Origin of the sequence: Pseudoalteromonas sp. SR41-4 (assembly GCF_014163985.1) — a bacterium.
Lineage (GTDB): Bacteria > Pseudomonadota > Gammaproteobacteria > Enterobacterales > Alteromonadaceae > Pseudoalteromonas > Pseudoalteromonas rhizosphaerae.
In genome coordinates, this window is the sequence record NZ_JACJEI010000038.1 from 1 (window position 1) to 24,330 (window position 24,330).

Here is a 24,330-nt window from a genome sequence, read left to right on the forward strand (position 1 = left end):
CGGCAATTGCTCCTGCATTGCTCTACCTCTTGCATCCATGCAGTCGTACATGAAAAATTACTAACGCAGTTAGCGCTTTATTTAGCGCGCTAGAATGGTTAAATATTTAAGTCGATTGGTATTAGTGTGCACCTTCTTCGATGAATGCTTCTTGGCTGACTTTAGCGATATCTTTATCATCTTTGGTCAATTTTGTTTGTTGCCAACGACCACGACAAAACCACAAATACGATAGCGATGCGACGATCACATTGGTGACAGCAAACGAGTACCAAATGCCGTGATCGCCCAGATGTGTGTGTTTTGACAAAATATACGCCACCGGAAACTGTACTACGCATTGAGAAAACAGCGCCAACAACATCGCATTAAGCATGTTCCCTGATGCTCTAAATGCAGCCACCACACATAATTGCACGCCTATTCCGCCCCAAGTTAAGCACATAACACGAATAAACTGTGCGCCTTTGGCTATCACACCTTGATCATCGGGGATAAAAAATGCCACTAAGTAAGGTGCAAATATAAATGCAATCGCCCCAATAAAAGACAAACCACATAATCCCCAAAGTACCGCCAACTTAGTAATTTGCTCTGCTCGTTGCGGGTTACCTGCGCCCATATTCTGTCCAACTAAGGTCGACACAGCCATCGAGAGTCCCATAGCCGGGATCATCACCATCTGTAATATATTTGAACCAACACCATAAGAAGCAATGGTTTGAGTGCCAAAACTAGCCACTAAAAAAGACATGATAATCAAACCAAATGCACGCGCTGACAACTCCACAGAGCCTGGTGCACCTAAATAAAACGCTTGTTTGATATAACTGTAATCAGGAATGAAACTTGATAATTTTAGCTTAATACCATGGCGACCACGCATAAAAATAACAATGCCAGCAATGGCTGCCAAACTTTGTGTCACCAATGTAGCCAGCGCTGCCCCCATCACCCCAAGACCTGTAAAGCTGCCATAACCAAAAATAAATAATGGATCGAGTACAAAGTTTAGCAACACGGTTACGGAAACAATGATCAGTGGCACCTTGGTTTGGCCAATACCCCGCATTAAGGCTTGAAACATGGCATAAATAAATACAAATACCACACCCACAAATGACACATGCATAAATTTTAAAGCATCGTTATAAACGGCATCTTCAACACCCAGTAAATGTAAAAAGTAAGGAGATAGCAAATAACCGATAATTCCTAAACAAATGGCCGTCACAGTCACCATTAACACTGTTTGTGCGGCCACATGGTTTACTTTATCTTGCTGGCCAGCCCCCATATATTGCGCTGACAAAATAGCCCCCGCCATCGCAAGTCCAGAGCCAATCGCAATCACTAAAAAAGTCACTGGCATACTTACTGACACCGCTGCAACTTGTGCCGCCCCTAGACGACCAACCCAGAACGCATCGGTTAATTGATAGGCAGATTGTAAAATATTGATAAGAATAATAGGAACTGCAAGTTTTAACAGTGCTTTGCTAATAGAGCCAGACAGAAAAAGATGGTTGGTTTCGTTCATTGTATACCCTTGCTTTAAGCAGCAATTATAACTTATTTTCCTGACCTATTGATGAATAGCAATAAAAAAGAGTGCACTGTCAATCGATTTTAAACGTCAATTAAGTAAACCTTAATCTAAATCAAACAAACGCTGCGCCGTTTTATACGCTGTTATAAAGCTTGATCTAGAACAGTTTTTTATTTTTTTTTTGGCTGATAATAACGCCAATTCAAAAAGTAGTTCTCGGAGAACAGCATGAAAAAACAACTTAGCGCAGCGTTACTCACCTCACTTTTAATCGCATCTCCTTTCGCCAGTGCAAACTTAAGCGTTAATGTCGGTGCTATTAATGTTAACCCTGACAATAGCAGCTCAGCGATCAATGAAGATCCAAGTTTAGGCTTAAAAGGTAGCTCGGATACACAACTGGGTATTACAGTTGACTATGCATTTAACGATCAGTGGGTTCTAGAATTGGTTGCTGCAACACCCTTTTCTCATGAAGTTAATGGCACCGGTGGTTTAGCTGGCAATAAAATAGCTGATATTAAGCAATTACCGCCGTCACTAATCGCTCAGTACCACTTTTTAGAAAGTACTTCAGCATTTCGCCCATTCGTTGGTGTAGGTATTAACTACACAGTGTTTTTTGATGAGCAACCTTCTACAGCGCTAAAAACAGTACTGGGCACCAACGACGTTGAAGTAAAGCTTGATAACTCATTTGGTTTTGTAGCTCAAGCAGGCTTTAACTATATGCTAGATCAAAACTGGGGCGTACATGCGATGGTATCAATCATGGATATTGAAACCGATGCAACTGTTTATGCCGATGGTAAACAAGCTCTTACTTCAACAGTAAAAATTGATCCTGTAGTTGCCATGTTAGGGGTTAAATACGCTTTTTAAACATACTCTAAAAAGGCCTAACGACCTTTTATCAGTGTATGTAAATTCAACTGGGAAGATTTGTTATTTTTTTCTGCTCTAACATTTCTTTCCAGTGCATAATTTCCGTAGGTAATATAGGCACAATACCATCAAAGTTTACCGCCTCTAGCATTTCTTCTACGCTGACGACACCTCGCTTGCGCTTAAACACACCTCTTACATAGGCGATCGCATGCAAGCCACGCTCGGAATGAAATTTTTGCTCAATATAAAAATACTTATGATCCCAACCAACTAAGCGCGTGCTAATGGTATATCGTTGCATTGGCTTAATATCACGAATATAAGTGATGGCCGTGGCGTTAACGATAGGAAACCAACGTTTTTTCATAATCGTTTCAAGCAAGCCAACTCGCTCAGTCATCCAAGTGCGAGCTAAATCCATCATTGCTAAATAACGAGAGTTAGTAAGATGTAAATTAATATCACAATCACTTGGCAGCGCTTTGTAATCTATATCCACAGTGTCTAACAATGATTGATAATCACGGTTACGTTTGATTTTAAAAAATAATAATAAAAGACGAAAATATAAGTTCACAATAAAGGTCTTACCAGTTAACAGTTTTGTGAGTGTAGCATAGCGTATTGCATTGGAGAATATTCTGCTCTACTCTGAATTCTCTGATTATAAATAATAGTAGAAAAATGATGAAAAAATCAGTTTCTTATTTGAGTATGGTATTTGCATTGATGAGTACCAGCGCGATGGCCGACTTTAACTATCCAGGCGAAGGAGACGTACGTTATCCAACTGGGGTTGAAAAGCCGTTTCAATTTGGGTTTGCTTGGCAGCAACAAAATAGCAAGTTTACTATAGGTAAAAAAAGCTATGATATGCAATTACCTGAATCCTATTCCATTGCTATTACTTTAGCAAAAGACGACCAACAAGTGTGGGTGCAAGAATTTAATAATGGCTTTATTGAAGGATTCAGCTGGGAAATTGGCGAACACACAATCAAACTTGAAAAACGTCAATATAAAGGCGCGGTAAAAGGGGATTATGTTATCAGTTTAGATAACAAAGATTACTTTTTTGCCCGTAATAACATCAGTATCTTAATTAAGTTCACCGCTGAGGGTATCGATACTGTCGCTATTGACGGTGTAACCAAAGATATGGGTACTAAGCAATAGTACCCAATACTGTTGATTTGAGTCAGTTTACACTTTTACCGTTTTACGATTAATGCCGTAATCACGTAGCTTATTTGCAACTGCGGTATGACTTAACCCTAAACGCTTAGCCAATTGTCTCGAACTTGGGTAAGCAGGGTACAACTTACGTAATAATGTAGCCTCAAAACGCTTTACAGCTTGATCGAGCGAGCCCTCAAAATCAGACTCCAAGTACCCTAAATCATGGGTAAATGCAGGTAATTGTAAATGCTCAACACGCAGCTCGTTATCATCTAATAACGAGACCGCACGGTATATCGCATTTTCTAATTGGCGGACATTGCCCGGCCAAGGATAATCTTGTAAAAACGACAAACACTCTGCAGATAGTTCCGGAATTGCATGACCATTTTGCTGCGCATATTTTTGAATAAAATGTTCTGCAAGTGGCCCTACATCAGCTTTACGATCACGTAGTGGAGCAATTTCTAAAGTCAGTACATTGATCCGATAGTATAAATCTTCTCTAAACGTACCCTCTTGTACCATCGCGGGTAAATCTTTTTGCGTGGCGGCGATAATGCGTACATTTACTTTTACTTCGTTCTCATCGCCAACTTTGCGAAATGTGCCATCTTGTAAAAAGCGCAGTAACTTAGTTTGAAGTTGGGTAGACATTTCACCCACTTCATCTAAAAATACCGTGCCACCATCCGCTTGCTCTAACACGCCGCGTTTTGGCGCTGCATTTTCTTCATAACCGGCATAACCAAATAATTCAGACTCAGCAACATCATCAGGCAGTGAAGCGCACGATAAAGCGATAAAAGGTTTCACAGAACGATTAGATGCATAGTGACAAGCGCGTGCCAGTAACTCTTTGCCGGTACCGGTTTCACCAGTGATAAGTATCGGAGCTTCAAGTTGCGCCATTTTACGCGCTTCACGAACCACACGACGCATCGCAGTGCTAAAGTTGTGAATAGTTGCAAAGCTTTCTTGACCATAACGACGAAACGCACTTACCTGCTGACCTAAACGGCTTTGTGATTTAATGTTGATCACCGCACCGGCCAATACATCACCTTCATTGCCTTGTGGTACTGCGATTGGCAAGATATCCGCGATAAAATCTTCACCAGCCACCTCAACCCGGGTTGTTTGTCCCAGTACTTCTTTGCCTTCTAACCAACGGGTAAAGTTAAAGCCTTTCAATAGATTATTAATATTTGAACCAATAACTTCTTTTTCAGTTAACTGTAAGTCTTTACATGCAGCATCGTTGCAAAGCCTTACCCAACCTTTGGCATCAATTGAGATCACACCATCTGGTAGCGCACGCAACAATGTGTTGAGCTCATTATGCTCACGCTCAGAAGGTAAAAAAGCGGTGGTACGTACATCCTGTACACCATCAATTAATCGAATTGAGGGCATGATTTTTTGAAACTGCTCAAATTCAATCGGTGGAAAACTCACATACATACGACAGTTAATTGAATCAACTTCAATACCTTTTAAATCAACGCGATAGTTGACTAAAATATTGAGTATTTCTTGAGCAATACCGATGCGGTCTGCACAATGGATATCTAAACGCATTTCACCCTCAAAAAGAGAAAACCTACTATGTCGCAAATAATACGCTAACTACCCATCGCTGGGTAGTCTATTGTAAAGATTTTTGGACAAATGATACTAACCATTATTGCAAAGACTTTTTATGGCAACTGACTATAATTTAGTATGAATGATATTAGAAAAATTCAAATACTTGGCTAATATCATTTCCACAAAAAATCCGTATAATGAAAACGTATTAAAAAATGTAACTACAGTGATAACGAGGCTTGTTTGAAAATTAAAAAATATAAACTCTTTTCTATTCTCTGCTTAGCCCTAATTATCGCTGGCTGTAAGGTTGAAGACCCCTATGATACAGGCGAAACACAAGCCCAAAAGAGCGATGCACAACTGCGCGATGATTATTTAAAAAAAACGTTTAATGGTGTAATCACAATAACCGATCAGCAAGCTAATAGTGTGGCTGGCATCATGGTTGAGTTTGCAGGACAGCAGTATCAAACAAATGCCAGTGGGCAAATTAATTACTCAGGTATTACAACAGGTAACCATCGGTTAATGATCGCTGATGAAAGTTACTTCCCTGCTGTCGCTACAGTCAAAATTACTGCTGATAACACTCAGCAACAGCTGACCCTAACAGCTAAGAGTAGTAACTCGGTTAGCCTGCTATTTGCTGGCGATACTATGTTTGCACGACGCTTTTTAGATCCCTCTTTGGCAACTATGACGGCTGCGATCCCTGATGTCGCAGGGGCACTTATTCGTCCAGCAACAGCCAGTGAAAATGCTCAAGCATTAACACATTTTGTCGCACCATTTTTTCAAGCTGCTGATTTTTCATCAGTAAACTTAGAGACACCGATAACAAGTAGTCCTGAAGCAGCACATCCAACAAAAGAGTTTAGCTTTTTTTCATTACCTGAGACGCTAGATGGGATCAAAGCCATTGGTATTGATTACGTCGCACTAGGAAATAATCATGTGTATGACTTTTTAGAAGATGGCCTCAATGATACTTTGCTTGAAGTAGATAGCGCTGGCCTTGCTCACAGTGGCGCAGGGAAAAACATAGCCAGTGCTTACCAAGCAAAGTTCATGGATGTGGGAACACTCACGTTAGGACTTTTTTCAGCGACCTCCATTACAGGTAAAGAACATGCAATTACCTATGTTACCGATGCCACAAAAGGCGGTGCCGCAGATTTAACAGAAACAGAATTAGTCTCCAACTATCTTAATGATGCAGTGCAAAATAGTGATTATGTAATTGCCCAAATGCATGGTGGTGATGAATACACTTATCAACCCAGCGGTTACATTAAAGGCAGGTTTAATTCTTTATCCAAACAACAAACCAATTTATTAGTTGCTCATCATCCGCATATTGCCCAAGGCTTTGCAGTTTTTAATGGCGTACCTGCCATTTTAGGCTTAGGCAATTTTGTGTTTGACCAAGACCGCTTAGAAACGCTGCTTGGCGTTGCGGTGTTAGTAAATGTAGACAAAGATGCATCTCCTATGACGAAGCGCGCTTTTGCTTACCCTGTTTATGTTGAAGGGTATCAGCCTAAATTTACCAATGGTTTTTTGAGTGATTATTTATTACGACGTCTGGCTGAGTTTTCTGATAATAACATTACCTTGATCCCACGAGATGGTTATGCCGATGTATTTTTCACCGCAGATCAAGCGACTGTTTCTCAGCACACGGAAACAGTTACAGTTACCCCAAATCAAAGCATTCTAGATTTACGCAACTTTGCTCCATCAACAAAAGCATTTTTATCTAAACTTGAAATCATTGACGGATCGCCAAGTGATGTCACTTTAGGGCGCGATTTAATGATTTTCGGTGACTTTGAAGATTGGGATAACGATGATGAACAACTAGAAGTTGCTCGTTGGGATCACACCGGCGACAGCGTAACGCCTTGCTTAAGTGGTGCTCGTTCAGGCGCGCAAGGCTTATGCTCTGCTCGCACCCAGTTTGATAACACGCCATCGCTGCTCCCATTTAGACAAACCATTCGTGCAATGGAATTACCTAATGATGATGGCTCAATTGATGTCTTCAAGGAGTTTAGTTTGTTTGGTTACAGTAAAGCTGAAAACGCCGGAAAACTAGACGCAAAAATAGTTTATACCACCGCTGAGGATGGCCTTGAATTTTCTACTCAATTGGTCGATATTGAACCGGCTGGTAACCATGACTGGCAAGCCTTAAACTATGACTTTTCACTGCCTTCTGACGACTTAACACTTGGCCCAGAACAGTTACCACCGCGCGGTATTAAAGTTACCTTGCGTCACTTTGCGCCAAATAGTGGCGAAGCAAGCTTGGCGTTGGATGATATGGCAATGATTTCATGGCAACAAAAAGTAAACTTCACTGATACGATGTGGCGCACGGATAAAATCCATGGATTTGACTTTTTACGTTTAAATGCAACGTCTTCTGTTACGTTTAAACTAACGTATAGCACCTTTAATTAATCTCTATTCTATTTTGGAGCTAATCGTGGCTTTTAAACAACAGTTTTTTTTACTTAAACGCCAGCGTTCTTTTTGGCTTACTATTTGCCTGTTTATCATTGTGGTGATCTCAAATTCATTATCACTGTTTAATTCATCAAATGCCTTTTTCTATAGCCGTTTAGCAAATCTTACACAAAGCCAGCAAAGCAATGTTGTGATCATTGAAAGTGAGCATTTAAGTCGCGAACATAATGAACTAGTACAACAACTATTAAGCTATCAACCAAAAGCAGTATTGGTTTTTGCTAATGAACAACTAACAGTAAATAAAACCTTGACGGACATGGCACAAAACACTGTTTTTTACCCACACCCTAGAAATGACTACTGTCTACCACATATAAACGATTGGTCTGGCTACAATGTTGAATTAGCCGCTATGGCTGACAGCTCATGTCTGGCAATTTGGCCGACACTGTTTAACGACCTTGATAGTAGCAAAAGTGTATTGCTTAACTTCGCTTTAGCCCCTTCTGCACTGCCAAAGTTTTCAGCTGAACGGCTGATGACAATGGACATTATGGCCAGCCAGTTACAAAACAAAATCATTATTCTCGGTCAACATAATGCTGGTTTAGGGGTAAAACTTAATGCGCCTAAATTAACCCAGACATCAAACTATTTATTACTTACTGCTTATATTGCCGATACACTTGATAAGCAAAGCAGCATATCGCTACTGACACTATGGCAAAGCACCCTACTGCTGCTTAGTATTTCTTTACTACTGCTGTTCGCTTTTCAAAAATTATCAATTAGTTACAGTATCGTAATTGCAGTGCTAACAAGTATATGTTGGTTTGTCTTAGGGTATTTTATTTTAGTGTTTCAGCATTTATTTTTACCCGTTGGCCAGATGACCATTTTTACCTTTATTACACTGGTGTGGGTAATATTGGTTAGAAAACTCAACGAAGACAGGGAGCTCACTAGCCTAATTGGGAATATTCAACAGAAAATGGCTGGGCGCTATTTACCAAAGTCATTTATTTCTCAAAGCTCGCCTTGGGATGCGATTATTCGCTTGGTAACTCAACAACTTGCTTTGAATAAATCGATATTTTTAGCGCGTAAAGAAGGCGATCACCGACTAACCGAAATAAGAGCCGTCAATTGCCACCTTAGTGATATTAAAGAAATGCGCCGCGATTATAAGCGCGCGCCATATTCAGATGCTTTAAAAGAATTTGGTGTTGTGCCAATTTTGCGCCCATTTTTTAATGAGCTAAGTGACGGTGAGCTGCAATATATCGTGCCATTGATCTATGCCGGTGATGTTCGTGGTTTTTGGGCAATGACAGTAATGCCTGATGCACAATTTAACAAACAAGCATTTGAGCGCAATGTAAATGCCTTTGCCGGACAAGTGGGTGAATTACTGTTCCATTATCGAATTATTGAATCACAAAATAATGCTAATGATAGCGCCCTATCTCAACTACTCACTTTGAAATTACAAGAACCGCTCAGCCAGCAAGTGAAAACGTCGATAGCGGAAATGGAACAAAAGCTAACGACCTTAGAGCATGTGTTTAATAATGTTCGCTCTGCGACTGTATTATTTAATTTATTTGGTCAAGTGGTGCAAATAAACAAATCGTTAGAAAAACTAGCTGCGCAGCATCAATTCTCTATTTTTGATATGACAGCATTGGATTTGCTCTGCTTAGTTACTGATTTAGATACTGAAACCGCGAAAGGTAAATTACGCTTTATCACCTTACAAAAAGGCGATATTTATCTTCAAGCTAAGCTTGATGAAAATACCTATATACTCAATGTTCGAGCAATGGATGCAAGTCATCTACAAAATGCATCTGGCGAGCCATTTCAGGTTTCAGGTATTTTATTTGAGTTTATTGATATTGCGTTTTTTATTGAGCAAATGCCCAACAGCAAACAACTGTGTGATTCATTATGCAAACAACAGCAATTTTACGCTCAAAACTTGATGGAGCCATCAACTAGTGGGTGATTTTATTTTACAATTGTTTCCAGCAGGTGGTGGCTTAGGTCAATCGGTGATCACCACTGTATGGATAGGCATTACTGTTGTTTGTTTGTTAAATTTACGATTTGGTTTTCCGCTTACTGGGCTTGTTGTGCCTGGTTATTTAGTGCCACTACTTATTGTTAGCCCAACCTCAGCCGCCGTTATCTTAATTGAAGCGGTAGTAGTGTATGGCCTAATGCTCTTTAGCGCTAAGTACGTAATGCAAAAATTTGGCTACGCCGAGATGTTTGGTCGTGACCGCTTTTTTGCCATTATCTTGATCAGTATTTTAGTGCGTGTAGTCATGGATACTTTGTTTTGGCCATTGATTGCTAACGTGCTCAGCGGTTGGGATATAACCTTTGATTATTCATCACAGCTTTATTCCCTGGGGTTAGTTATTATCGCCCTCACTGCCAACGTGATGTGGAATGGTGGCTTTAAGTACGGCATGAAAGTTACCATTGTTCAGCTACTAATTACTTTCTTATTAGTTCGTTTTGCACTCATGCCAATGACTAACTTTAGCATCGCCAATTTAGCAATTATGTATGAAGCGGTTGCCGCATCAATTATAGCGGCACCAAAAGCCTATATTATTTTGGTGATCACTGCGTTTATTGCGTCGCGTGCCAATATTAAATATGGCTGGGAATTTAATGGCATTATGCTACCCGCATTATTGGCGCTGCAGCTTATGCAGCCAACTAAATTGCTCACATCCTTTGCAGAAACAGCTATTATACTGATCATTGGTGCTTCGCTATTAAACTTCACGCGGTTACGTAATGCCAATATTGAAGGTGCAAGATTATTGCTATTTTTCTTCAATATCGGTTTTATCTATAAGTTATTTTTAAATTATTTTGTGGTGCACCACTACCCTGAAATAAAAGTTACCGATACCTTTGCTTTTGGTTATATGCTGTCTACGCTTTTAGCATTAAAAATATATCAAAAAAGCGCACTAGGCTTAGTGATCCGAGCCACCTTTCAAACTTCAATCCTAGGCGGTGCGTTAGCCATTGTGATCGGCTTTATTATCATGTTTATCCCTTCTTTATTTGTTACAACTGACATTAAAGAATTGCAAAGCACAAACAAAGTCAGCGCTCTTGGTCAACAGATCAGTGAATATAAAAGCTACCTTTATACGAGCAATAAAGGACAACTAGACATCAGCAGTTATCAAGCTAGTCAGGACAAAAATAACTTTAAACAAGCGATTTATGAAATTAATAAAGCCCCTAATTCAATAGAAAACTTACTGCTGAATAAACAGCGCTTAGCTAAACTTGATTTTCAATTGCAATTTGATGATAGTTATATTTACATTCGCGATGCTAGAAAAACCTCGCAACGCGGGTTATTTGTTATTTCTCGAAAACCAAGCGCAGATTTCATAGTCACGGTACCATTTCCCACTTCAGAAAGTTTAGCGAGCGACTCTGCAGGGCTTATATTTTCACACTTTGACAGTCGTGCCTTAGTATTTGGTACCAGTGCTACACCAACGACGGAATTAACTCATAATAATAAACAAAGTCCTTATTATTTAGCATTTATTGAAGCGCTGGGGCTTGAGCAACTATTTCAAGTACGGGAAGTTAACAATCGCACAAATCGTTTGTTAATCAAAACCCCTGTCGGCGCAACAAGTCAGTATTGGATTTACAATCAGTTACCAAGCTCACTCAGCCAACGTTTGATCCAACAGCTATTAGGACATCAAGAGACTTTTTTTGGTCAAGCAACCAATAGCTCTTTACCTGCAGCAAATTTTAATGGCCAGCTGTTTGAAGTGTTTTTAAATAGTGATAACTACACTACGTTATTAGCTAACATATCTCGTGATGAAAGTAATAACGAGGACAACGCAATTAGCTATGCAACGCAGAGCCTGAATGAAGTGATTGAGCTATTTGCTGACAACATTACCGCTAAAGGCAGTGGCGCTTATAAACCATTAACGGCAAATCAAGCCGCCTTGTGGGAATTTGAAATATTACACCCTCTATACCGTTTAAAAACTAAGCTGACGGATCAAGATGTAGATGAGAATATAATCAATCAACTAAATCAAATTAATGCCACAGCCAGACTAATGGGCTATCAGCTAACATTACTCAATAACGCGCAAGGTCGCTTTTTACTTATCGCCCCTTTCGTTGATGGGGCTGCAATAGCCTATGGTCAAGGTTTCTATGTCATCAATCTGACATCAAGTACCCAACTTAATATTGAAGTACCGCGACCATTATTTGAAAGTAATACCTTAAAGTTTGCCACTGAACTATTTGTAAATAGCCGGGCAGAGCATTTACTGATCGCCGGTGCCCATCCTTATGCGCATCCACAAGCGAATGTATTATTACCCAATAACGTTGATTCATTATTTAATGTGGTTCATCAAAGCTATTTACGGTTTGCACAAAATAATGCCATTTTAAACTTACAAATTCGTAGTCACAGTGCACCATCATGGATCAGACCCACCGCCCTAGCTTTTGAATATACGCAATCAAATAACGCCCACCAGCATCTTTTACAAACACTTAATCACAGTTTGCAAGATTTGGCTGTTGATTACCAAGCTGTGCAAGGCCAAACCGCGACAAGAGGTTTAGAGCTTGGTACGTCGCCGCAATCTGGCTATCAAATATTTGCTCCCCACAGCGAACTAGCAACCCTGTGGCTTGCATCTGATTTTAAACAGCAATTTTCTGTTAACCAGCAAAGTCTTTTACAACGCTTGCTCGCGATTTCAGCGCAACCAACAATTAAAGTAATGAATATAACCACATTATCGCCTGCCAATTGGCAAGCTGTAAGTTCACAGCAGCAAAGTCATTTTTTAAAAACGATTGAGCATTATGCCAGCACGCAACGCTTGACGGCACTGGCACAACTATGTAAACCATTCGCTAACTGTGAATTACAAACAATTGAATTTGAAGGCCGCCAAGAGTATGCCCTCGCGATCAGACAAAAAGGTAAGCTGTTGGCAATTTTTAATCCGATAACAAACCGTCTCACTGACCAAAACCGTTTTAACACTATGATGATTGAGGGATCGTATGCAATTTATTAAACGACTCTTAAAAATACTCATATTGCTCCTAATACTTACTGGGCTTAGTTTTGCGCTGTTTAGTTTTTATCTGTGGATACAGTCAGCTGAACCTATAACTAGCCGTTCGGATGAAGAGACACGCTCTAACGTTCAATGGCTAAGCACTGAAAAACCATTGATTTTTTCGTTTTCTAGCACTAGAACACACTCGATCCGAGTATTATCAAATGCGATATTTTCTGAACCACAGGATTTAGATAAACCGATAAACTATGCCATTGAATACGCATTCTTAAATGAAAAAAAACAAGTAATTAGTAGTCATGTCTATCACCATGCGTCAAAACTAACACCTCCCGACAATGAGCAACAAATAAAGCAAATTATTGAAAATCGGCAAGCTTTACAGGTCTCATCTGGGCAATCTTTTTATATCAGCCCAGAACAATTAAAGAACGTTACCAGCGTATCATTAAAGTTAATTAGCGAAGATAGCCAAGTTATGGGAGTTGTAGTGCGAGTCCATGCTAAAACACATAACGATAATGATGATAAATACAGCGCGTGGCTCAAGTTACCATTAGAGCGAAGAGAGCGAAGCAGCGCATATCACAGTATTGGGGTTAATGCGTTATCAACCACAGAAATAAACAATGCAGTTACCTATTCATGGCTAAAACTTGCTCCACAAGGTATTCCTGGGATCGACTTTAAAGCCGACATTTTATATGAAACGCTGCCCTACAATGTTGTTACTTATGACTTTGCGCAGCAACAACTTAATTTAAATGACTATTACACCGATGCGACACTGTGTGCGAGCATTGAACTAAAACAGCCAGATTCGCTTATTTTCAGTCTGGACAAATCAGCTGAAATCAATTTAACTTGGTATGATTTAAGTCAGTTTATTGCACCACATACTGTGCTTTATCGCGCAAATACAGCGCAGCCACTGAGCTTTATTACCGAGCCATTAGATATTGGTTTAGTAACTATATGCAGCACCGAGCCACTGTTAAGTAATTGGTCTTTTAGCTCACTACAACCGTTAACGACCGCACAAGATGGTTACTATCAAATAAGTAACTTATTAAATGCTCGCTTCACACTTGAAGGAAGTAGCGATATTAACATCGATCTCAGATCATCTAGTCGAGGTCATGCTACTGTGATTGTTTATGATCAAAATAATCAGCCAATTGATACCTTTACTATTTCTTATGACGATGAATTATCTGAATTTGATCGAGTTATTCTAGATTCCACACAACGAGAAAAAATCCCTAAAGCAAATAGCTTTTATTTACGTCTTAACGAACGTGCAGCGGCATTGGTAATTACAACTGAGCAACCGACTCTTGTACGTGTCAAATCACGTAATAGCCAGTTTAACTATCAACGTACGGTATGCCATACGAAATGTATTGAAGATCCAAACTTTCATGATATTGCCGCTTGGTATGAGCAACAAGCTGATAACCATTACGACTTTACTGAACAAGATAGTTACGTCAATATCCGAGTTTTCCAAGAGCCACCAGAGATCCTAATTAAAGACAGTTTCTATCAATCAAGAGAGCTGTTTAAACAATTACCGATCTCTAATGTCGCATTGGTCAATAGCCCAACAAAATATTTTACCCCAGTTACTGAGCCCAGCCCTTATAACTTTGCACCATTGCAAAATAAGCATCTGCTGCAAGCGGCGACTAATGCGCCAAGTACAGATCCAGGCAGTGTGGTTTATCAACTAAACAACAAAACAGCCAGAGAAGTAAATTTAGTAGACACTGACTTTGAACAACTGGCAAGTATTGAAAAAAATGCCCAACACATTTATCAAAACTGGCAAGGGCAACGCCCGTGGCTTAAACAACGGTTGTATAAACTTACGGCAAATACGCCACTAAAATTAGCATATCCAACGCAACGCCCGTACAGTGTGGTATTAAAAGCGTACAGCCATTATGCTGAGCAGAGCATTATCCTCGATATTGCTCAACGTGCTAAATACCAAAGTGGCTTAACCCATGATTATAGTATTGCAAACAAGCGCTATGGACTTCAGCCGAGCCGCTTAAGTGATGCCTTTTTGATCCATCCAAAAGACAGTCAACTATTTGCTTACCCGGCAATTACTCAACAGCTCAATGCTGATGTTCGTGCGCTCAACAGTTTAACCATTACAAGCAATAAAACCGTCTGGATCGCAGTATTAGAAGAGTACGCTAACGAAGAAGTAAAAATAAGGTGGTGGAATGATGATGCAAGCTAAACGGTTACTTGCGATAATATTACTGTTATTAACTAGCGCAAGTTACGCTAGTTCGTCATCACAAAATGGTGCCTATGCGGTTACAAAAGCCCAACTAGCGCAATGGCTGAGCACGCAAACAAACTTGGCGCAAGGCAACGAACTAACATCAGCGTTAACTTTAGTAACGAAAGATGAACACGTTATAGCAGGAGAAATAAAATACCAGTCGAGTAGCAGTCAGTGTATTGCCTATGCTCCGCACCGCTATTTTGACAAACACAGCTACCCTATTGCGATGGCTCTATTTACTGAATGCCAGGTTTTCTTAGCCAATACCATACATCGCAATACACTTGCAGCTGATGGACAAAAAAGTGATCTAGGTAAATACCACTACAGTGTTACCAATGCGTTTATTCAAAGCTACGCCAACACAGTCGATCAGTTCGTTATTTATCAGATACACGGCTTTGATCCAAAAAAACGACACACTAAAAAAGCACGCAATAGTGATGTAATAATCAGTCATGGTGCCAAGCCAGCTACAGCTAAATTACAGCAAATAAGCCAGTGTTTAACTGACAAATTACAACTTGCCAGTTATGTATATCCGTTAGAAGTTACAGAGCTTGGCGGCACAAAAAATATTTTAAATAAAATTCTGCCAAGCAATGGCGAATTTTTCCATATTGAATTAAGTGATATATTACGCGCGCAACTTGTTCAACAGCCTACTTTGATGAGTCAATTTAAAATATGCATTACGCTATAACTGCTATTATTTTCAGCCTATTGCTTACTTTGAGCCCACACGGCTTAGCCAGTAATGACAATATTTTGAGTTCGCCTATGTGGCTAAATGTGACACCTAACGTGCATTTAGATAAATCTCAGCAAGCGATGTATTTTGAAGCTAAACAAAGTCGTTATCTTTGGCTTGCAAAAGGTCAATGGCTGGAGCTGGATAGTACAACATTTAATTCGTTTATTTACAGCTCGGGGACCAGTCACCTTGCCCAGCAGAGACTCAATGTGAGTCGCGATTTTATCTGTGAACAAGCCAAGTGTCAGTTACCGATTGCATCATATAACCGCATTTTAAAAATCACCAATCACCTTGATGAAGGTGTAACCTTAACGGCAATGGTCGGTGAAACAAACCGTCACCGTGATAGCTTCCGTCGCGCCGTAAAGCTACCACGAGCGGTAACTCGTTTACAATATGGTCAAAATATTGAGCATTATTATCACTTTAAAGCGGGCGAAAAAGTAAAACTGTACTTTCAACACGCTAAAAAATTAAAACTAACTGTGCGCAAAGATTTACTAAATAAAGATATTAACGGCAAAGTCTATACCTATGTAAATGAGCAACCGATCAGTGTGCTCGGTGTTATTGCCAGTCGCGCCAGCGAGTATAGTGACCAACACATTGGTTTGGCCAATACCGATTACTTAGCAATAGATAAAGGTGAATACCTAACTATACGTAGTGAAACAGACGCTTATATTAAACTTGAGCAAAATCACAGAGCAATTTTTGATGATCAAGCAATGGATAAGCAACAAGAACGTTTGTTTCAACCATATTGGGTTAATAATTTAGACAACACGCTGCGTGCTATCTACTCTCAACACGACTTATCACAGCTAAACAATTCACCTTATCAAAGTGGTGAATTACTTTCGCAACGTCGTTATCAAGATTTACTTAGCACAATTTCATCTCGCGATTTTCTTGTTCCGAAGTCGCAGGATAAAGCGTACTTTAATAGTCAATTTAAGCAGTTTGATAGCTTTAGCGGACTGCGGATGGTTGATGATACTGGCTACCCTGTACTATCAGAGCACTATGCGCAAATACATCAATTAGGCCAGCAACAGCATCAATTTTCTCTAAACAATAAACAGCGCGTGAGAACGACGATAACACTGCATGCGCGCAGCAGTGTCGATAGCCAATTGTTAGTTCGCAGTGGTAACTTAAAATGGCATTTAACCTTGCTAAAAAGCGAAAATTTTGCCGCTTTTGAGTTAAACGTGCCTTTAACAACAACTCAATTAAGCATTCAGAATCTTCAGCAACAGCGCCAACCAATTGAATACGTAATGCAAAGTGATCAATTACTAGATTTACCAAATAATGAATTGCTCTATGCACAAGCAGGTACGCTAAAAGAAAAAAGTAATCTTATTCATAACTTATTGGCCCAGCAAATTAGCCAAATCGGTGATGAGTTTACTGCCGCACTGCTCCCTTATAAACCACTGAAAACAAAAACTGCGGCAATAACTTCCACTGATACTATGCATTGGCAACATCAACTCGGTGAAGCTGAGTATTTAATGGCAGAGCATCCACTTCAGGCACTGCAATTAATTAAAAAATTAGTCAACGTGCCCAATACAGATATTGCAATTAAAGCGTGGCAATTGCGTCTCACTATTTTGATGGCGCAAGGGCGCGACGCTTTAGCCAAAAGCTACCTTGAAGGGCTCTACAAAAGCAGCCAAGAAGTGGCTATCAAATCCTATGCTGGCAATCAGTTGATACAACAATATCAAGCATTAGAGCAAGACTATAAACTGCAAGGTTTATGTGCCAATGCTTTAGATTTATTAGCGCCATGTAGGAACATTTTGATTGCGCTTGCAATCAAACAACAAAAAAACTTACTCGCATTGTGGTTAAGTCATGACTTACCTAATCAAGCGGCATTGCAAACAAGCTTTGCAAAATTAAATTGGCGCGATTACAGCGAAGCAGATATTCAACAGCCCAGCTACGAACTTGATTACCCAGGCACGCAAACGCTTGCCAGCCCAACGGGGTTAATACAAGCACTGGTGGTTAATAAAAGCCAAGCGGTAACATTCAAAGCGCAAAGCCAACCACTCACAATTGCCCTAAGAGCGCGCAGTACCAGTGTTCAAAATGGTCAATATAAAATGAGCTGGTTGTTTGCACAACAGACATCGCAATCATCAAAATCAGCGCAACACACTGTACTGCCAATTTTTTCTGATATTAACTCGCAAACCCTATTACGCAATGATGCTCAACCGCTGTCGATCTCCAGTGACGCGTTGATCACATTACAAGCTGGTGAGTCAGTTCGCTTATATAGTGATCAACAAACATTTATTTCCTATAAAATACTCTCGCAGCCATTGACGACGACGTATAATTATCAAAATATGGCAACCCGCTATTTTTGGCAAACACCATTTATGGCGTTGCTATATGACACCGATATCAACATGCAGACGTTATTGAATAATACCTTATTTAAGTTGGCGGATAAAACGCTAACCACCAATGAGTACACGCAAGTTTTAGCGAAAGTAAATGCCCTGAGCTTACCTCCACAACTCGCGCAGTTATTTTCACGTATACAAAGTTATGGCCAGTGGGTTCCTCTACAAGACTATACTGACTTTGCTGGCACGCAACTCATTGCTGTGGATTCTCAAGATGAGAGTAGCTATAGCGACCAATTACTGCGTACCAGTAGCCAAGGCGGTTTTACGCAAGGATTAGTCTTACGCCCACATCATGATTTACATATTGACTTGAGCCAAACCCGCTCAGAACAAATTCGTTTAAACTTTCATTTTTCGGTCGCAGAGTTATCTGCAGCGGCTGACTTATCCCAAGGGAATGTCGCGAACGTTGCAATAAAATTAGCCACATCGGAAAAAGTTTGGTCAATACAACCTGATAAACCAACTGCATTTGGTTTTAATAAAACTGAGCTAACCGATAATGTGCTCTCGTTGCAATGGCTTAATCCTTATTTATCACAAATGATGACAATCAGCGCACAAGAGTACCGTAATGGTCGCTGGTATGACTTACCGCTTAGCAATAACTTGTTATTTTACACTGTTCTGCCAGAGCGGCATTTAATCGCACAATTACCAGCCGATCGCTTAGTTAAGCTCGAGCAAATGCTCCCAAGCAGTATTGTTGGTGAATTTGAACAACGCCTTGAACGCAGCTTTTTCCACCCAGCAGGTAAAATAGAAGTCAGCACCGACAGCATCAAGCACGTTCGCTTATATACTTGGCAATTGAGTGAAAGCAATCATAAAATATCTAATTTTGAAGCCGAGCAAAACAGCTTCGCAAACACCGTAATTTACCAACTGCCCGTTGCTCAGCGTGCCCTGCAAACTGAGGTCGCACAGTTTCATCCAGACGACTTAAGCTGGCAAGCATTTATTAATTATGACCGCCGAGGTATTTTTGAATCTAGCGAAAACGTCCCTATTCGTCATAGTATGGATGTTGGCGCTAGGTTTCGATTAAGTGACGATGAGAATTGGTATCGTCTTGATCTTACTTACTCTTTGAGCGAACAAGATAGCGAACTATTTTCGATTGATGGCTATCATTCTTGGCAAGATCATGACAGTCCTTGGTACGTCGACAGCGCCTTGCAAACCACATGGCAACCAAGTCAAGCAGGCACTGACAGCCAATATGCATTTAATACCTATGTGCAGATTGGTCAGATCTGGCGCATTGATGAAAGTCATCGTCATCAATGGCAAATAAGTCCATTCTACAGCTACAGCAGTGCTAATATTGAAGACTTTTTATTTGATCCTAAACTCAATTCAGACATTTATAATTTTTATCGCGAAGATCACCCGCATGGTTGGCGAGGCGAATATCAATATCGCTATCAACCGTGGGTTGATAGTTACTTTAATTTTCTCGCCGGCAGCACGTCCAATGCCGATTGGACAAGCCTAGATATTTTGCGTTTTGGCGCATCTTGGCATCAATATTATCAAGGGCAAATCTTCCAAGCCGGATTAACCAGTTACTATAAGTTTGCTGATAAACATCGCCCTAATAGCACATGGCAATACATCACCAGTGTAGGTTGGCGAAAACAGCTGCCATTAGGTAACTTTTCACAAGGGTGGATCAAAGTACGTTGGGACCAAGATTGGTTTAGAAATGACCATAACATCAGTCTCGAGTTTTCGACTGGCAATATAGCTGACACCGGTTTTGGTGTTTTCTCTCACGACGAAATTATTTTTGAGTCACTGCAACTCAATCACTTTTTAGAGCAGAATTAATATGGCAAACACCAAGAAAGTTACTCCCTCTAGCGAATTAAAAGATCGCTTAGAACATCTATTGTTTGCTGATATTGCTAATTTTTGGCTGGACCTTTATCGCCAAAAATACCGTCAACTTGTTGATGAACTAGCGCAGTGGGAATTGCTGCAAAATATGCCCGATGGCGAAGATCAGGATATTTGGCTATTGCGCCAAGCAATTGCTTTTTTACGTCATCGCGTAGAACATAAACAGCAAAGTTTACAAAAGTTGGATGCCGGTTATCTGCTTTTTATTGAAAGACTCAGTCATGCAGAAATCAGCGCCGAACGTGAATTCCATATTTTAGATTACGCTCAGCAACTAGGCGCCACGTCTGAACAATTACGCCAAGATAAACTTGCCTTTAATCGTTGGTTTGACGAAGGTGCTGTGATCAACCGTTACCAAGATATAGTCGCTGATATTGAACAAACTCTTAAATTTTTAATTGGAAAGCTTGGCGACTTAAGTAATCGCTATTTAAAAAAATCTTCAAACGATATAGCAAAAGCGTGGCAAACTCTGGACTTAGAGAGCTTCTTTTTACAATTATTAACCAAGACCGATAATGAACATGTAAGAAATGCGCTATACCGTGCCTTGGCGAATCAAGTACAACTGATGCATAACCATGATGGCGATCCAGAGCTAAGTGCAAATTTAATTGAAACCTTAGTATTAGCATTAGAAGAGGTGAATACACCGCATTTAGCCCGTTTGGATATATTAGAAATTTTGATCCATCAACGGCCAACCTACATTCGTGCATTTATGCAGCAGCTGATCCAACAAACTGATCAGTGCCAACTTAATGCTGAAGAACGGTTATTTATTTTAGCTGCGTTACCAAAAATTTTAACCAGCCAGAACACATTGAGCCACTTATGTGAAAACCTGTTAATGCAGTTAGCCGAACACAGTTATCCACGAGTAAGGCAAAGTGTTATAGAGCAAGCTGGTAATTTTTCTATCAGTTTTTTACAAAATTTATTAACCGAACGATTAAAAATAGAAACCGTTGATGCCGTGCGCTTTACGTTAGTTAAACAACTAAGTAGCCCGCGTATAGATACTGACAACTTTACATTCAAACTCTGGTGGCAACTATTAAGTGGTAATGAAAGCTTTGCCATTAAACGTTTAACGTTAGAGCTCACAGCTCGTATGATGCTCAATCAACAATTAGAGACAAACCAACCAAATAGCGTTTTCACAACTTATATCAATTGTTTAAATGAACGATTGCAGAGCGAGCCGGTGCTGGCTATTCGCCGTTTTATCAGCCGTACCAGAGAGCAATTAGTTGCATTTGAGCATCAAAATTTAATGGCTGAGTTAGAGCAAGTATTACCAAACTCTGCAACCCTATCTCAGCTCGATAAAGAATTAGATGAAGAGTTACTTGGTCGCTTACTCAGTCGTAAAGCTCAGCAAAGCGAAGGCTACAATGTTAGTAAAAATAAATTAACATGGCAGATCCGCAGTGGTTATCGTTATGCGTTTAGGTTGTGGCGTTTTATACATGAATGGCGCAACCCAAGCACAGACAAACGCCAAAGCTTTAATCATAGCAAAGCCCGAAAACCATCTGCCTTTATGCATGTTCCTAGTTGCTCTGTAGCGGAGATAAGCACTACCAATGTTCCTGGCGAACCGTTATTTGATACTGATGAATACTCAGCGCGGCCACATTTACCGTTACCTGACTTCTTACTCTCGGTACTGAGCCAAGACAATTTAAAACAGCCAGCAAAAACCTATACGCCAGATGGTATTTTATTAGTTACCCCGCCAAAGTCATTATTTCAGCGAATTAGCAGTTATATTTGGCTAAGTATTAATATTGATAGTTTAGATACGCAACGTAAAGGTAACGAAATAGAGCAAAACAATTACCTGACAGCACTCAATAAGCACGGTTTTAGTTTTGAATTTAAAGCCTATGGTGAACAACTCGGTTGTACGTTTGATGTAGAGCCAAATATTAGTAAGCTTTATAACAAGCTAAGTTTTTCTCCACTACTGGTAAATATTTGGCTGAATTTTAAAGAGTATCTTTACTCAATCTATCAAAACAGTATTGGTCAGCTTATCTTTTTTGTAGTTGGTTTTATGGTTTATTTTTGGGGACGTCATATTCGCATAAGCCGACGTATAAAAACCGACCGTCAAGCAATTCCAGTCAGTATTGGTGGTTGGGGCACCCGAGGTAAATCTGGCACTGAACGCTTAAAAGCCGCGCTGTTCAGCAGTCTTGCGTTAAAAGTAATAACGAAAACAACGGGCTGCGAAGCAACCCTTATTTATGCTCGCTCCAATGGTGAACAATTTGAAGTGCCTTTATTCCGCCCATTTGATAAAGCCAGTATTTGGGAGCAAAGTGATGTTTTACATTTTGCTAAAAATGTCAAAGCAGATGTCTTTTTATGGGAGTGCATGGGCTTAACACCTCGCTACGTCAAAATACTCAGGCAGTGGATGCAAGATAACTTTTCAACTATTACCAATGCCTATCCTGATCATGAAGATATATTAGGACCAACAGGTATTGATGTGGCTAAAGAAATGGCAAACTTTATCGCCCCCAAAAGTCAGGTTTTTACTAGCGAACAAACCATGTTCCCTATTTTAGATAAAGACGCTACACAAAAAAGCAGTACCTTAATTCAGGCACATTGGGGCGATGGTTATCAAATCACACCCGACATTAGAGCACTTTACCCATATGAAGAGCACCCGGATAATATTGCTTTAGTATGTAAGATGGCAGCCTACATTGGCCTGGAAAAAGACTTTGTATTTAAAGAAACAGCACAGCGTATAGTACCTGACATTGGTGTTTTACAACACTTTAGCCCTGTACCTTTTACACATTTTAGCATGTCATTCGTTAATAGTATGTCAGCCAATGAACGCTTAGCGACCATAGAGAACTGGCGACGCTTAGATTTATTTGGCCTAAGCAAGGATCCAAGTAAACAAACCATCGCCTTGATTAACAACCGAAATGACCGTGTAGCACGTTCAAAAGTGTTTGCCCAGATGCTCGTCGAAGATTTACCGTTTGATAAAATGGTTGTCATTGGTACCAATGTTGATGGCTTTTATAGCTATTACTTGCACGCTTTTGCTGAGCGCTTTGAACGAATAATTAGTAATAATGATTTACAGGAATTAGAATTGTTGTGCTCTCAGCTACACTGCATTAAAGAAGCAGATACAGTTGCCGAAATAATGAATAAAGCACTTGAAGGTAGCTACCAGGCAAAAGAATTTACCGCCTTGAATAATGCAGAGCAATTTACTGATTGGCTCAATGGACAGGCACAAACATTAAGTGAACAGCAGCGGATAAGTTTGCAAGATGTTTTTAATCACTATTTAAGCTATCAACAGATGCGGCCTTTGTTGAGTGATTTAAAAAAGAATCAACATAATTTACAAACAATATTATTGGAATTAGTCAAAAGTAAATGCATATTAATTACTAACTCCAAGGTCACCCCCGATCAATTAACGATCATGCTAACTGCACTTGCGAGGCCTCACTGTCACCAAGTCATCATTGGTATGCAAAACATTAAAGGAGCTGGCTTAGGCTATGTTTATGGCTGGCAACAATGGCAAAAGATTTACGATAGCATAAGTATGCTTTTAGATAACAATTGCTCAGCTGAACAGTTTAAAAAAACCTTAACGCGCTTATCACTGATCAGTACATTTAGTCAGCTTGAGCATGCTTATTTAAGCAGTGCGTTATTAGAGATAAAAAAAATGCATCATGCGCAAAATGAATACAGCCAAGCAGAGCTTGTGCATATTAATGAACGTTTGAATAAACATCAGCAACAGCTAGACAATAAAACCGACAGCCAGCAACAAGGCCCATTAAAAAGATTTGCCATACAAGTGGCTGAATCATTTTTAGATGCTGGGGCTGCTGTTAAACGCAAAAAAATTGCCAACCAAGTTTATAAAGATATCGCAACCCAGCGTATTACTCTTGAAAAAGCTATTACGGTCTTAGGAAAGCTAAATCGCAATCAAAAGCCCGGCTGGTTAACATTTTCAAATAAAGATAATAGCTAAGTTAATCATACCGTAAAAACCTACAAAGCCTTAATTACTAATTAAGGCATACCGACCTAAACAAATGTATTAACTT

The 24,330-nt window shown here is 39.9% G+C and carries 12 protein-coding genes; 9 read left to right on the plus strand and 3 right to left on the minus strand.

Going from position 1 to position 24,330, the window contains the following annotated elements:
• Positions 1 to 121: 121 nt before the first annotated feature.
• A complete protein-coding gene (locus H5180_RS20760; RefSeq protein ID WP_145237310.1) occupies positions 122 to 1,540 on the minus strand; it encodes an MATE family efflux transporter in 1,419 nt (472 codons plus the stop codon).
• Between the two features lie 237 nt (positions 1,541 to 1,777).
• On the opposite strand from H5180_RS20760, the gene H5180_RS20765 reads away from it, so the two are divergent.
• The gene (locus tag H5180_RS20765; RefSeq protein WP_145237312.1) at positions 1,778 to 2,431 is read left to right on the plus strand and encodes an OmpW family protein; all 654 of its coding nucleotides are present in this window, start codon (positions 1,778 to 1,780) and stop codon (positions 2,429 to 2,431) included.
• 46 nt (positions 2,432 to 2,477) lie between these two features.
• Here the strand turns inward: H5180_RS20765 and H5180_RS20770 are convergent, their stop codons facing one another.
• A complete protein-coding gene (locus H5180_RS20770) occupies positions 2,478 to 3,014 on the minus strand; it encodes a thioesterase family protein (protein ID WP_182731090.1) in 537 nt (178 codons plus the stop codon).
• A gap of 110 nt (positions 3,015 to 3,124) precedes the next feature.
• Here H5180_RS20770 and H5180_RS20775 point away from each other — a divergent pair, with 110 nt between their 5' ends.
• The gene (locus tag H5180_RS20775) at positions 3,125 to 3,613 is read left to right on the plus strand and encodes a hypothetical protein (RefSeq protein ID WP_145237744.1); all 489 of its coding nucleotides are present in this window, start codon (positions 3,125 to 3,127) and stop codon (positions 3,611 to 3,613) included.
• A gap of 27 nt (positions 3,614 to 3,640) precedes the next feature.
• On the opposite strand, the gene tyrR is transcribed toward H5180_RS20775, so the two are convergent.
• Entirely contained in the window at positions 3,641 to 5,197 is a 1,557-nt protein-coding gene (gene tyrR / locus H5180_RS20780) for a transcriptional regulator TyrR (RefSeq protein ID WP_145237318.1), read from the minus strand.
• A 252-nt stretch (positions 5,198 to 5,449) separates the two neighbouring features.
• Here tyrR and H5180_RS20785 point away from each other — a divergent pair, with 252 nt between their 5' ends.
• The 7 genes from H5180_RS20785 to H5180_RS20815 all read left to right on the plus strand — a co-directional run bounded on the left by H5180_RS20785 (position 5,450) and on the right by H5180_RS20815 (position 24,254).
• Complete coding sequence (locus H5180_RS20785) at positions 5,450 to 7,675, plus strand: CapA family protein (RefSeq protein WP_220493161.1); 2,226 nt, start codon at positions 5,450 to 5,452, stop codon at positions 7,673 to 7,675.
• Between the two features lie 25 nt (positions 7,676 to 7,700).
• Complete coding sequence (locus H5180_RS20790) at positions 7,701 to 9,692, plus strand: hypothetical protein (protein WP_182758992.1); 1,992 nt, start codon at positions 7,701 to 7,703, stop codon at positions 9,690 to 9,692.
• A complete protein-coding gene (locus H5180_RS20795) occupies positions 9,685 to 12,801 on the plus strand; it encodes a poly-gamma-glutamate biosynthesis protein PgsC/CapC (RefSeq protein ID WP_182758994.1) in 3,117 nt (1,038 codons plus the stop codon). The genes H5180_RS20790 and H5180_RS20795 overlap by 8 nt, the downstream gene beginning before the upstream one ends.
• Positions 12,788 to 15,061 (plus strand): hypothetical protein, encoded by a 2,274-nt coding sequence (locus H5180_RS20800; RefSeq protein ID WP_182734420.1) that lies wholly within the window; start codon positions 12,788 to 12,790, stop codon positions 15,059 to 15,061. The genes H5180_RS20795 and H5180_RS20800 overlap by 14 nt, the downstream gene beginning before the upstream one ends.
• Positions 15,045 to 15,815, plus strand: a complete 771-nt coding sequence (locus H5180_RS20805; RefSeq protein ID WP_182758995.1) for a hypothetical protein — start codon at positions 15,045 to 15,047, stop codon at positions 15,813 to 15,815. The genes H5180_RS20800 and H5180_RS20805 overlap by 17 nt, the downstream gene beginning before the upstream one ends.
• 77 nt (positions 15,816 to 15,892) lie before the next feature.
• Complete coding sequence (locus tag H5180_RS20810; protein WP_182758997.1) at positions 15,893 to 20,140, plus strand: hypothetical protein; 4,248 nt, start codon at positions 15,893 to 15,895, stop codon at positions 20,138 to 20,140.
• A 1-nt stretch (position 20,141) separates the two neighbouring features.
• Positions 20,142 to 24,254 (plus strand): poly-gamma-glutamate synthase PgsB, encoded by a 4,113-nt coding sequence (locus H5180_RS20815; RefSeq protein WP_145237336.1) that lies wholly within the window; start codon positions 20,142 to 20,144, stop codon positions 24,252 to 24,254.
• Positions 24,255 to 24,330 lie beyond the last annotated feature (76 nt).